The following is a 12,985-nucleotide window of genomic DNA, read 5'->3' as shown; positions in this document are numbered from 1 at the left end:
CGCGAAACCGTCGCCCCGCCCGTCGCACCATGCTTCACCGCATCACCACAGACCAATCCCCCAGGACGGCGCTCCTCCCCCGGCGCCGCCGCCAGCACCCGGCGCTGCCCTGACGCCGAGTGCTGAACGACAAAGGGCCCCGCTCCCCCCGCGGGGCCCTTTGCCTTGCAGACCCCGCCACCGCGCCGCACCCCGGCGCGGCCGCAGCCCGGCACGGACGCAGCCCGGGCGAGGACGGCGACCGCTCCCCTCCCCGGACCACCTCCCCACCGCACGCTGTCCCGTCGGCAGGGGGCAGCCGACAGCAGCGCCGCACAGCGCCCGCCCGGATCCGCCCGCCTACCCGGCAGACGCCTCAGCCGACCCCTCGCCCCGCCGGAACTCCGCCCAGCTCCGCACCTCGGCCAGCCCGATCTCCTCCATCCGGGACAGCAGCGCCTCCTTCGCGGCGGCATCACGCTCGGCCTCCGGCAGCAGCCGATAGCGGACCACCGCCTGCCGCAGCTCCAGCCACGCCACCGCCGTCGACGTCCAGCGCTCCCCGGACCCGAACACCTGCCGCAGCCCGGTGAGCAGCAGCGACCCCGCCGCAATCAGTGCCGTCACCACCGCCGGCGCCGACAGCGCCCCGGCGACCACCGTCGCCGAGGTCGTGATCAGCACCCCGATCTCCACCGCCCGGTACGACCGGCGGCTGCGGTCGCGCGACCTCGCGTACCAGTTCAGCTCCGCCATCACATGGGCGAGCACCGGATCGGGGGCGTCCACCCAGGACGCAGGACTGGGGCGACGTCGTCCGCGCTGCATCGCGCCAGTCTCCCGGCCCCCGGCCCGGCTGTCAGCCACTCACCCAACCCTTGCTGCACCAGTCAGAGTTGACTGAACATTGACCAATCCACGGGAAGGCGCGGGCACCGCACGGCACTACGGTCGGCGGCATGTCCCCATCGCAGCCCAGGCCGCGCCAGGCAGGCCTTCCGGTCCTCCCCTACCGCAAGCCCACCCGCGGCCGGGACTACTGGGTACTGGACGACGTCCTGCCCGATGCGGACGCGGTCCGGGCCCGCTGCCTGGCCAAGGAGGACTGGACCGAGGGCCATCCGTACAAGCCCGAGACCTGGCCCGGACTGCGCACCATGCCGGGGCTCGAACCGGCCGAACTGGCCCACGTCGAGAAACTGGTCAGAAAGGCCACCGGCGCTCCGAGGCTCTGGCAGGAGACAGCGCCCGGCGGGGCCACCCTCAACCACAACTGCATCCAGGTCGTCGGCAAGGGCGAGAGCGAACCGCGTCCGCACACCGACTCCCGGGCGCTGTGCCGCTACGCCGCGGTGCTCTACCTCAACCCCGGTGTGCCCAAGGACTGCGGCACGGGCTTCTACCGGCAGAGCCTGCCCGGCGGCGTCCTCGGCGGCAATCTGGTGACGGCCCCTCACAACAACCTGGTCGACGCCCTCGGAACGCGCTTCGTCCCCCCGGACTCCTTCACCGAGGACCTGCGCATCCCCCACCGCTACAACCGGCTGCTCCTCTACACCTCCAACCTGCTCCACAGCGCCACCGGCTACTGGGGCACCACGCTGGAGGAGAAGCGGATGACCGCCGTCTTCTTCTGGATGGCCTGACCCGGCTTTCGGTCAGTCCAGCGCCGGATCCGCCGCAGCCACTGCCTCCACCATCGGCTCGCGGACCGGCACCGGCAGCTGGTTGACGCCGTAGTAGACCGCCATCAGGCCGTGCACAGCCAGGGTGACCGGCGCCGAGACGAACGACAGCCCGACCAGGAGCGGGTAGACCAGGTTCCCCAGCGCGAACCGCAGCCGCATCCTGCGGGCAGCCGCCACATCCACCCGCTCGTCGAACAGATGCCCCGTCCGGGTCAGCCACCACCACAGCAGCCCGAACGTGATCCCATGCGCCGCCATGAACCCGCTGTACACCGCCGCCGCCACATGCGACGCCCCGCCCTCCCGCAGATACTCCGCCAGCAGCGCCGTCGGCCACGGCAACGCCGCCACCACCAGAAGCAGCAGCAGGTTGAGGAAGAGCAGCGGCCGGTCCACTCGCGCCACAAAGCTGAAGACCGTGTGGTGGTTGGCCCACATGATGCCGATGATCAGAAAGCTGACCACATAGGCGGCGTATGAGGGCCACTGCGCGCCCAGCGCCTGCCAGAGATGGCTGCCCTCGTGGAGCGGCACCTTGATCTCCAGGATGAGGAGCGTGATCGCGATGGCGAAGACACCGTCGCTGAACGCCTCGACACGATTGGACTCATTCACGATCTCCCCCAGTGCCTTCGAGTCGAGGCGCATCGTGCCATGAATCCTCGGAGTCCGACCGCAACCCGACGCATTGCGACCCCTGCCGCGGGCTGACGGACTGGTCGGGGCGGCGCGCGCGATCGGTCGCAGCGGGCGCAGACCACTTCGGCCCGGGGCGCCTCTCGGCGGTGGGACTCTCCGTCCATGAGATGTTCCCCGGCGACCGGGTCCGGCAGGCCGGAAAGCACATTCCGCAGCCGCCCGCATTCCGGAGCCGGCGAGGACCCGGACTCCGGCAGCTGTCCGTCCACTGAGGACCGTGGCCGAAGTCGACTGCCGGGAAAGTCCGCAATTCTGGCCCTCCGGCGTTCCGGGCCGACCGGATGCCGAGGCGGAGTGAAATGCGAGGTGAACTCCACAGGAATCGATATCCGATGCCCGGTCTGATGACCGGTGCAAGGACGTGGCGACGACTGATCCTCCGGACTTCTGCTCGCGAGGCGCTACCGCCGTTCCACCGCACCCCCAGCGCGGCGGACCGGGGCGCACCGTTTCGCGTCCGGCGGCGTCGGCGTCGGCGGCGGCGGCGCGCGGACACCCCCGTCGGCGGTGGGCGCCGCCGACGGGGGCATCACGGCTTCAGGGTTCAGCTCCTGAAGGTCCACTGCTGGTTCGACCAGCCGTTGCACGCCCACAGCTGGACCCGCGTCCCATCACTGGGGATGGTGTTGCGGTCGGCGTCCATGCACTGGCTGTAGAGGGCGTTCCGCAGGTGCTGGCCGTCCCAGCGCCACTGCTGGTTCTGCCAGCCGTTGCACGCCCACAGCTGGACCCGGGTCCCGTCGTTGGGCATGGTGTTGCGGTCACCGTCCAGGCACTGACCGCCGAGGCCGTTCTCGATCGTGTACCAGCCGACCGGGGCCCCCGCGATCGGGTACCAGTACCACCGCTGCTGGGCCTGGCCGTTGCAGTCCCACAGCTGGACCCTGGCCCCGTTGCCGGGGATGGTGTTGGTGTCGCCGTCCAGGCACTGACCGCCGAGCCCGTTGGTCAAGATGCCGATGTAGACGGCTTTCCGGGCGACCTTGGCGGCCGCTCCCTTGGCGCTCTCGGCCGGCGGCTTGGGCCGCTGCGGTGCCGCCGAGGCGCTGCTCGCGGCACCGGCTGCCTGGGCGTTGACCATGGGGACCAGTGCCAGTGCCAGTCCCAGCGCACTCGCTGCGGCGATCAGGGCCGACCCTGTCGAAGTCTTTCGCATGGCGTCCTCCACTGCTCTTGCTGGACGCCGGCGCTCATGGAGACCCCCGCGGCGGACCGTCAGGGCTCAGCACTCCGGCGCGGCGGCGCCGGATCGAGACCTCGGAATGCCCGACGGCTTTTCCTCAGCGTTAGGGATACCGGTTCCAGCAAAGGTGAGATGAAGAGGGCAGGGTGATCCAAGGGATAATGTCGAGGTCACTCATGGCATTTCTGCTCGCGCCCACCTCGACGAATCACCCGCTGCACTCAGGCTTCAAGCCTCAGGCATTGGTGACACTAGCAGCAGCCTCACGGCAGGGCAATCCGAGATATTTCGCCACTTATTCCCGCCTTATTCGCGGCAAAGCAGCAGCCGCGGGCGACCACCCCGAAATGCCGCGCCGGCCGGGCTCCACCTCGGGCGGCGGGGCCCCCGGGGATATCCACGGGTACCGGACCCGCCCCGGCCGGAGCCCCGTCGGCCCCTGGCCGGACCAGGTCGATGGTCCGGCCAGGGGCCTCGACGGGCACGGCCGTCGGCGGTCGGCGGTGGTTCAGGAGTCCTCGTCGGGCCGCGGGGACTTGGGCGGGACGGGCGGGACGGCGAGCAGCGGGAGGCGCAGGGCGGCGAAGGCATCCTTGGGGACGGCGGGGCGCACGGGCTCCACGGCGGGGATGCGGCGGTAGGCCTCCTGCTGGGCGGGGCGCAGGTCGGCCTCCCCCTTGTTGGGCCACATGGACATGGCCCGCTCCGCCTGGGCGGTGATGGTGAGGGAGGGGTTGACGCCGAGGTTGGCGGAGATGGCCGCGCCGTCGACCACGCTGATCCCGGGGTGGCCGTAGAGGCGGTGGTAGGGGTCGACCACGCCCGTCTCCGGGCTGTCGCCGATCGGGCAGCCGCCGATGAAGTGGGCGGTCAGCGGGATGTCGAAGATCTCACCGACGGTGGAGCCGGGGAATCCGTTGATCTCCTCGGCGATCAGGCGCGCGGCCTGCTCGGCGGCCGGGATCCAGCCGGGGTTGGGCGCACCGTGACCCTGACGTGACGTCAGCTTGCCCTTGCCCAGGCCCTTGCGCTTGGTCGAGACGGTGATGGAGTTGTCCAGCGACTGCATCACCAGGCCGATGATGGTCCGCTCCGACCAGCGGCGCTTGCTCATCGAGCGGGCGAACATGGCCGGGTGCCGCACCGCGGTGGCCAGGAAGCTGAGCCAGCGCGGCGCCCGTCCGCCGCCCGGCACCTGGAGGATCGACAGGAAGCCCATGGAGTTGGAGCCCTTGCCGTAGCGCACCGGCTCGATGTGGGTGTTCTCGTCCGGGTGGATGGACGAGGTGATCGCGACCCCCTTGGTGAAGTCGGCACGCTGCCCGTAGCGCCGGTCGGTGGTCTGCGCGCCGACCAGCGCCTCGGAGTTGGTACGGGTGAGTTCGCCGAGCCGGTCGGAGATCCGGGGCAGGTGCCCGCCGTCCTTCAGGCCGTGCAGCAGCGACTGGGTGCCGTAGGTGCCGGCGGCGACCACCACCCGGCGGGCGGTCAGCGTGCGGACCCCGCCGCGGCGGGCGTCGGTGCGGCGGACCTGCACGGCGTAGCCGTCGCCGTGCTCGCTGATCCGGGTCACGGTGGTCAGCGGATGGATCTCCGCGCCGCCGCGCTCGGCGAGGTGCAGATAGTTCTCGGTGAGCATGTTCTTGGCGCCGTGGCGGCAGCCGGTCATGCACTCCCCGCACTCGGTGCAGGCGCGTCGCCGGGGCCCGGCACCGCCGAAGTACGGGTCGTCGGTCTCGGCACCGGGCTCCGTCCGGCCCCCGCCGCCGTCGGCGTCCTTGCCGTCGCCGAAGAAGACACCGACCGGGGCGGTGTGGAAGGTGTCCCCGACCCCCATCTTCTCCGCGGCCGCCCTCAGATGGACGTCGGAGGGGGTGATGGTCGGGTTGAGGCGGACTCCCAGCATCCGCTGTGCCTGGTCGTAGAACGGCGCCAACTCCGCCTGCCAGTCGGTGATGTGCTGCCACTGGCGGTCCTCGAAGAACGCCTTGGGCGGCACATAGAGGGTGTTGGCGTAGTTGAGGGAGCCGCCGCCGACGCCCGCGCCGGCCAGGATGAGCACATTGCGCAGCAGGTGGATGCGCTGGATGCCGTAGAGGCCGAGGGCCGGGGCCCAGAGATAGCTGCGCAGGTCCCAGGAGTTCCTGGGCAGGTCGTCCGCGCTGTAGCGGCGGCCGGCCTCCAGCACGGCCACCCGGTAGCCCTTCTCGGTGAGGCGGAGGGCGGAGACCGATCCGCCGAAACCCGACCCGACGACGATCACGTCGTGGTCGAACTCCTCGGTGGTGCTCGTCATCGAAGGGGCTCCTTCCGGGCATGCTGCGGAACCGCGTGGCACCGCGGACGGCGAGGCGGCGGGGCGGGGTGTCGGGCTGCGGGCGTCGGGCTCAGGTCATCGGGTCATCGGGTCATCAGAGCATCGGTACATCAGGGCATCGGGCTGGGCGGGCTACTTCAGCCGGAGTGCCTTCAGCATCTTGAGGCTGCGGGTGAAGAAGGTGGCGAAGCCGGCGTCGTCCATGCCCAGCGACGGCGCGATGGGAAGAAGCCGCTGGGTGGCGATGGTCTGGGCCTCGGTGTACTTGAGGATGCCCTCGGCGCCGTGGCGGCGGCCCAGTCCCGAGTCCCCCATGCCGCCCATCGGCGCGGCGCTGGAGCCGTAGGCGGCGGCGTAGGCCTCGTTGACGTTGACGGTGCCGGTGTGGAGGCGCGCGGCCACCTGGCGGCCGCGGCGGGTGTTGCGGCTCCAGACACTGGAGTTGAGGCCGTAGGCGGTGGCGTTGGCGCGCTCGACCGCCTCGTCGTCGCTGTCGAAGCGGTAGACGGAGACGACCGGGCCGAAGGTCTCCTCGGCGCAGACGGCCATGGTGTCGTCGACGCCGTCGAGCACGGTGGGCTCGTAGAACAGCGGGCCGAGGTCGGGGCGGGGGCGCCCGCCGGTCAGCACGGTGGCGCCCTTCTTGACCGCCTCGTCGACATGGCGGGTGACGGTGTCCAGCTGGCGCTGGGAGACCAGCGAGCCCATGTCGGCGCCGTAGGCGAGGCCGGTGCCCAGCCGCATCGCCCCGACCCGGGCGGCGAAGCGCTCCAGGAAGGCGTCGGCGACGGAGCGGTGGACGAAGAGGCGCTCGATGGAGATGCAGAGCTGACCGGCGGAGGAGTAGCAGGCGCGTACGGCGCCTGCCGCGGCCTTGTCGAGGTCGGCGTCCTCCAGCACCAGCAGCGCGTTCTTGCCGCCGAGCTCCAGGGAGGCGCCGACCAGGCGGGCGGCGGCCCGCTGGGCGACCTCGCGGCCGGTGCGGGTGGAGCCGGTGAAGGAGACGTAGTCGGCGCCGTCGACCACGGCCGGGCCGACCACCGGGCCGTCACCGACCACGATCTGCCAGAGGTCGGCGGGCAGCCCGGCCTCGATGAAGAGTTCGCGGGCCCAGAGCGCGGTGAGGGCGGTCTGGGTGTCGGGCTTGTTGACCACGCCGTTGCCGGCCGCGAAGGCGGGAAGCGCATCGCCGACGGAGAGCTCCAGCGGATAGTTCCAGGGCGACACCTGGCCGATCACGCCCTTGGGGCGGCGGGCCTCCAGGGTGTGGGTGAGCACCGGTACGGCACCGCCGCGGCGGCGGTCCTTGAGGTACCCGGCGGCGGCCCGGCCGTAGTGGCGGGCGGCGCCGGCCACCGCCAGCACCTCCTCGAAGGCGTGGATGCGGGCCTTGCCGGTCTCTGCCTGGACGAGGTCCAGCACCTCGTCCTGACGGCCCAGCAGCAGGTCGTGGAAGCGCAGCAGCACGGCGGCGCGGCGGCGGACCGGCAGTGCGGCCCAGCCGTGCTGGGCGGCGCGGGCCCGGCGGTACGCCTCCTCGACGTCGGCCGGGGTGGACTCCGGGAGCTCTGCCAGCACCTCGCCGGTGAACGGCGCCCGGGTGCGGGCCAGGGTGGGCTCGGGACCGGCGGTGATGCCGCGGGCGAGCCGGGCGACCAGGTCTGCGGTGACCACGTCGGCGACGGCACGGCCGCCACCGGGCGCCGTGGGGTTGCCCCCCGGACCGGCGTCCGGCTCGGCCTTCCGCGGCTCGGGCGCGTTCTGGCTGTCCACCGTGGTTTCCGTCATGCCGCGAAGCGTAGGCGCTCCCGGCCGGGTTGGGTACCCGTCGGTAACCGGATTTCGCAAAATCTGCCAGCAATCACTGGCGCGTTCACCCGCGATCCGCTCGCGCACCACCCGGGCGCGCGGGGCGCGCACGGACGGTCCGCAGCGGCGGCGCGGGAAGGCCTGCGCGGCCCGCGGGCCCATGCCGGGGGCGCCGTCCGCACGGAGCAGCCGCAGGGACCGCCGTGGACCGGAGCGGGGCCCGGCGCCGGGCGCTGTCCCACCGGCCGCGCCGAAGGGGAACGGCCGGACAGGGCTCAGGCCAGCTCACGCAGCGCCTCGCCGAGGGCACGGTGGAAGGTCGGATAGGCCCAGATGGTCCGGGACAGCTCGGCGATCGGGACCCTGGCCCGCACGGCGACGGTGAGTGCGCCCAGGACCTCGCCACCGCAGGGGGCGGCGACCGTGCCCCCCACCAGCACGCCGGAACCGGCGTCCGCCACCAGCTTGACGAACCCCTCGCCGCCCGGGCCGTGGATGTAGCCGCGCACGCTGCGGGACAGATCGGTGCGGCCGATCCGTACCTGCAACCCGCGCTGCCGCGCCTGGGCCTCCGTCAGACCGACCGCGCCGATCTCGGGGTCGGTGAAGGTGACCCGCGGCACCGCGTGGTACTCGGCCTGCGGGCCGCCCTCGCCGAGGATCGCCCGCACCGCCACATCGGCCTGGTAGATCGCCAGATGCGTGAAGGCCCCATGGCCCGTCACATCGCCCACCGCCCACACCCCCGGGCCGCCCGCCAGCGGGGTGCGCACCCGCATCCGGGCGTCCACCGGCAGGGCGTCCGCCGTGTCGTCCACCTCCAGCACCCCGGCGCCGAACCGCGCCAGGTCCACCCGCCGGCCGGCGGCCACCAGCAGCCGTTCCGCCGTCAGCCGGTCACCCCGTACGCACTCCAGGGCGAAACGGCCTCCGTCGTAGGAGACCGAGGCAGGCGCGTTCCCGGTGTAGACCTCCAGGCCGTCGCCGGTCAGTATCCAGCGGAGCAGCTCGTCGGCCTCCGGCTCCTCCTGGCCCAGCAGCCGGGGCGCCGCCTCCACCACCGTCACCGCTGTGCCGATGCGCTGCATGGCCTGGCCCAGTTCCAGTCCGACCGCCCCGCCGCCCAGCACCAGCAGCGATTCCGGGAGATCGGCGGCCTCGATGACCTCCCGGTTGGTCCAGTACGGGGTCGCGGCGAGCCCCGGCACCGGGGGCACCGCCGGTTCCGAGCCGACCGCGACGACCACGGCCCGGCGCGGGCGCAGCACGGCCTCGGTGCCGTCCGCCGTCTCCACGGTGACCTCGTCGGGGGCGGTCAGCCGGCCCTGGCCGCGCAGGAAGCGTCCGCCCCGGGAGACAAAGCGGTCCACCGCGACCTTGTCGTTCCAGTCGTCGGTGGCGCCCCGCACCCGGCGGGCCACCGGCCGCCAGTCGGGGCGCACCATGGCGGTGCCCGCCATGCCCGGGATCCGGTGGCCCTCGGCGACCAGGTCGGCCGACCGCACCATGATCTTGGACGGGATGCAGCCCCAGTAGGGGCACTCACCACCCAGCAGCCGCTCGTCGACGCCCACCACGTCCCATCCGGCGTCGGCCAGGCGTCCTGCGACCTCCTCACCGCCCGGCCCCATGCCCAGAACCACTGCGTCCACCTGCTGGGGCTGCTGCGGCAGCCTGTCCGTGACGGCCATGACGGCCTCCTCCCGGAGCGCGTGGCGACGCGGTAACCGGAGCGGGCGGGCCCGCACCCGGCCTTCCTTCCACCGTACGCGCGTGGCGCCGATCGGTCCCGGGGACGGCGGCGGAAGTCAGCCGCCGGCCGGGGTGAAGCTGTTGCGGATCTCGGTGAACCGCTGCTGGCCCGTCTGCCAGTCCCCCTCCGGGTAGGACAGGTAGATGGCGTACTCCGTGCCCTGGTCGTCCCGGTAGAGCTGCTCGATCACATGGCGCGGGCCCGTCACCGCGTCGTAGGTGAACTCCCAGACGGCGCCGTCGTGGCCCTTGAAGGTGTTCTCCACCAACTGCTGCTGCTGGTAGCCCGCCGACTGCCCGACCGTCTTCTCCATGGTCTCGGCGTGCTGCAGCGGGCTCTCGGTCTGCCCGGACGTCACCGAGAAGCGCAGATAGTGCTTCTTGCCGTCCGGGCTGTAGTCGATCTGGCCGCTGTCCACCGTGCGGACCCAGGTCTGCGCGCCGCTGGGCAGCAGGAAGAGGAATCCGCCGGGGTCTTTCATCCAGGTGTAGCCGTCCGGTGCGGCGGAGCCCGGGTCGCCGGGCGCCGACGACTGGCTGTCCGACGGCGAGGAGGCCGGCGAGGACGCGGTCGTGGACGACGGGGTCCGGGGCGGCGAGCCTGCCTGCGAGGAGTGGGTGCCGTCCCCCGGGGTGCCGCTGCTGCGGTGCCGCAGGGCCGCATAGGCGGCGCCGCCGCCCAGCAGCGCCGCGATCAGTGCGGCACCCACCAGCAGCGCGGTGCCACGGCGGCGCCCGGCCCGGCGGACAGTGCCCGCGGAGCGCGCGGACGCGGAGTGCGCGGACGCGGAGTGCGCGGACGCGGAGTGCGCGGACGCGGGGTGGCCGGACACGGGGTGGCCGGACACGGGGTGGCCGGACACGGGGTGGCCGGACACGGGGTGGCCGGACACGGGGTGGCCGGACACGGGGTGGCCGGACACGGGGTGGCCGGACGCCGGGTAGCCAGGCGGACGGCCCCGCCGAACCGCCGACGGGGGGCTGCACAGCGGTCGGCGCACCGGGTACGGCGGCGTGGCCCGCTGCGGCCCCGTCGTTGCGGTCCACCAGCGGCACCACCTGGGTGGGGGTTCGCTGGACCGTCGGCGGTCCCAGCGTGATGCCCATGGTGTGGCCGGCTGCGACGCTCTCCAGCATCCGCAGCGCCTCGTCGGCGCTCGGCCGGGCGTGCGGGTCCTTCTCCAGCAGCGCCCGCAGCACCGGGGTCAGCGCCCCGGCGTTGCGCGGCTCGGGCAGCTGGTCCCCCACCACCGCGGCCAGGGTGGACAGCGGGGAGCTGCGGCGGAACGGCGACTCGCCCTCCACCGCGGCGTACAGGGTCGCGCCGAGCGCCCACAGGTCGGACTCCGGGCCGGGGCGGTGCCCCTGTGCCCGCTCGGGGGCCAGATAGTCCGGCGATCCCACCAGGTCACCGGGCCTGGTGAGGGCGGAGGAGCCCTCGAAGGTGGCGATGCCGAAGTCGGTGAGCACCACCCTCCCGGTGCCGCGCTCCAGCAGCACATTGGCCGGCTTGACGTCGCGGTGCAGCACGCCGACCTGGTGGCCGCGGTGCAATGCGGCCAGCACCTGGGCGCCCACCTCGGCGGCGTCGCGGGGCAGCAGGGTGCCCTCCTCCGAGATGACGTCGGCCAGTGAGCGGCCGTCGATCAGCTCCATCACGATCCACGGGCGGCCGTCCTGCTCCAGGACGTCATGGATGGTGATCACACCGGGGTGCTTGATCCGGGCGGCGGCGCGGGCCTCCTGCTTCATCCTCGACTGCAGGATCTGCAGGTCCTCCTCGGGGAGGTGACTGACGCTGAGCTCCTTGACGGCGACCTCGCGGTCCAGCATCCGGTCCTCGGCCCGCCACACCGTGCCCATGCCGCCGCGGCCCAGCCGCTCGCCCAGCAGATAGCGGCCGGCCAGCAGCCGCCCGTCCTTCGGGCCCTGGAACGGCGTCCCTCCCGTGCCCGGGCCGGCACCGTCCGCAGTCGCGGCCGTGCCCGGTCCGGATCCGTCCTGCGTCCCCATCCGTGCTCCCCCTCGTCTGCAGCCGCCGCACCGGCAGGTGGTGCGGCCTGCACGACGACCCCCGTCGTCCATCGCCCCGGGTTCCGGTCCCGGCACGCGCCACTGGTCACCACTCGAACATGTACAGGAGACAGGTTAGGCGCCCCCGCAGGCGCCGCACATCCCGCCCCCGCGCGTGTGACCCGGTCGTGACTCGCCCGGGTGCCGGTCGCGCCCGGCGCCTTCACCCGGCGAGCAGCGCCGTCACCACCAGCACCAGCAGCAGCACCAGCACGACTCCGCCGACCAGCAGCGGGCCCAGCGTCCGCGGCCGCAGGCCCCGGCGGGCGTGGCGGGGCGGGCCGTGCGGATGGTCGGGATGCGGCCGCGGCAGCCCGACCCGGCGGCGATGGCGCTCCACCGTCCCCGCGGGCCGCACCGCGGGCAGCAGCGCGGCGACCCCGGCCGTGTCCGGGTCGTACGGCTCCGGTGCCCGGGTCAGCAGTTCGGAGAGCCGCTGCCGCACCAGCGCCGGAGCGGGCCGGGCGGCCGGGTCCGGGTGCAGCAGCTCCTCCACCAGCGGCCGCAGTACCCCGCAGGAGGCGGCCGAAGGCCGTCGGCCGGCCCGTACCGCGTCGAAGAGCACGCCGATGCCCTCCTCGGGGAACGGGGCGCGGCCGGTGAGGACACGGAAGAGCAGGACGCCGAGGGCCCAGCAGTCCGCGGCCGGACCCACCGGCTCACCGGGCAGCGGCCGCCGCTGCTGCGGGCCGCGGTCGTCCCCGGGCGGCCCGACCTGCTCCGGCGCCCAGCGCTCCGCCCGCGGCCCGGCGAGCTCGGCACGGCTGTCCCGGGCGCGCTGCCGGGCCAGGGTCCAGTCGGCGCCGGGGGTGAGCCCCAGCCCGGGCGGTTCGCCGACCAGGCCGTCGCACAGCGCCTCCTGGGCGGCCCCGGTACCCAGACCACCCAGCATCGCGGCCCCGTCCTCGCAGACCAGCACCGTCTCCGGGGTGATGTTGCCGTGCACCAGCCCGGCCGCATGGACCACCTGGAGTGCGCCCAGCAGATCGCCGGCGATCTCCGCGGCCCGGTGGACCGGCAGCGGCCCGCGCTCCAGCAGCCGGGCCAGCGGCACACCGGGCAGGTACTCGCCGGCCACCCAGAGGTATCCGTCCTGGTGGAACGCCTCGTAGTCCTGCAGCAGCCGGGGGTGGACGGGCACCGCTGCGGCGGCCCGGGTGGCCCGGCCGACGGCGCGGGCGGCGGGCCCGGAAAGCGACGCGGCCTCCTCGGCGGCCAGGCCGTAGACGGTGTCGGGGCCCTCGTCCAGCAGCTCCGCGCTGACCACCTCGGGCAGCGGGAGCGCCTCCAGCACGACCCGCAGGCCGGTGGCGGAGTCCACAGCCGCGAGGCGGCGGGGCGCAGCGAGGTCCTCCGAGCGGTCCATCAGCTGGTACCGCCCGGCCAGCAGCCGTCCGTGCACCGGTGGCATGGCCCTCCCTCCGCGGCCCAGCGTACGGGCCGCCGACGGCGTCACCGGCTGCGCCTGCCCCGCGACGCGGCACC

Annotated in this window: 9 protein-coding genes and 1 pseudogene; 1 reads left to right on the top strand and 9 read right to left on the bottom strand. The window is 73.5% G+C overall.

Translation table 11 applies throughout. The annotated features are described in order from the left end of the window. Window positions 1-339: 339 nt before the first annotated feature. Window positions 340-807, bottom strand: coding sequence for a DUF4231 domain-containing protein (locus AB0761_RS22415; RefSeq protein ID WP_377270890.1), 468 nt, complete (start codon window positions 805-807; stop codon window positions 340-342). A gap of 131 nt (window positions 808-938) precedes the next feature. On the opposite strand from AB0761_RS22415, the gene AB0761_RS22410 reads away from it, so the two are divergent. Next, window positions 939-1,625, top strand: coding sequence for a DUF6445 family protein (locus AB0761_RS22410; RefSeq protein WP_377270888.1), 687 nt, complete (start codon window positions 939-941; stop codon window positions 1,623-1,625). A gap of 12 nt (window positions 1,626-1,637) precedes the next feature. Here the strand turns inward: AB0761_RS22410 and AB0761_RS22405 are convergent, their stop codons facing one another. The 8 genes and pseudogenes from AB0761_RS22405 to AB0761_RS22370 all read right to left on the bottom strand — a co-directional run bounded on the left by AB0761_RS22405 (window position 1,638) and on the right by AB0761_RS22370 (window position 12,911). Beyond that, entirely contained in the window at window positions 1,638-2,315 is a 678-nt protein-coding gene (locus AB0761_RS22405) for a TMEM175 family protein (protein ID WP_377270887.1), read from the bottom strand. Window positions 2,316-2,910: 595 nt separating this feature from the next. Continuing rightward, window positions 2,911-3,522 carry an RICIN domain-containing protein gene (locus AB0761_RS22400; RefSeq protein ID WP_377270886.1) on the bottom strand — a complete coding sequence of 204 codons (612 nt, stop codon included), beginning with the start codon at window positions 3,520-3,522 and terminating at the stop codon, window positions 2,911-2,913. A gap of 535 nt (window positions 3,523-4,057) precedes the next feature. Beyond that, entirely contained in the window at window positions 4,058-5,845 is a 1,788-nt protein-coding gene (locus AB0761_RS22395) for a GMC family oxidoreductase N-terminal domain-containing protein (RefSeq protein WP_377270884.1), read from the bottom strand. Window positions 5,846-5,998: 153 nt separating this feature from the next. Beyond that, window positions 5,999-7,654: a succinic semialdehyde dehydrogenase gene (locus AB0761_RS22390; RefSeq protein ID WP_377270883.1), complete on the bottom strand. Its 1,656-nt coding sequence runs from the start codon at window positions 7,652-7,654 to the stop codon at window positions 5,999-6,001. Window positions 7,655-7,950: 296 nt separating this feature from the next. Then, the gene (locus tag AB0761_RS22385) at window positions 7,951-9,366 is read right to left on the bottom strand and encodes a dihydrolipoyl dehydrogenase family protein (RefSeq protein WP_377270882.1); all 1,416 of its coding nucleotides are present in this window, start codon (window positions 9,364-9,366) and stop codon (window positions 7,951-7,953) included. Window positions 9,367-9,483: 117 nt separating this feature from the next. Next, window positions 9,484-10,275, bottom strand: a complete 792-nt coding sequence (locus AB0761_RS22380) for a hypothetical protein (protein WP_377270881.1) — start codon at window positions 10,273-10,275, stop codon at window positions 9,484-9,486. Between the two features lie 349 nt (window positions 10,276-10,624). Then, window positions 10,625-11,260: pseudogene (locus AB0761_RS22375) on the bottom strand (serine/threonine-protein kinase); the annotation flags it as partial. A gap of 403 nt (window positions 11,261-11,663) precedes the next feature. Next, entirely contained in the window at window positions 11,664-12,911 is a 1,248-nt protein-coding gene (locus tag AB0761_RS22370; RefSeq protein WP_377270880.1) for a hypothetical protein, read from the bottom strand. Window positions 12,912-12,985: the final 74 nt, after the last annotated feature.

The organism is Peterkaempfera podocarpi, assembly GCF_042466665.1.
GTDB classification, from domain to species: Bacteria; Actinomycetota; Actinomycetes; order Streptomycetales; family Streptomycetaceae; genus Peterkaempfera; species Peterkaempfera podocarpi.
The sequence above is the reverse complement of the archived record's forward strand: the minus strand, read 5'-3'. Positions and strand labels throughout refer to the sequence as shown.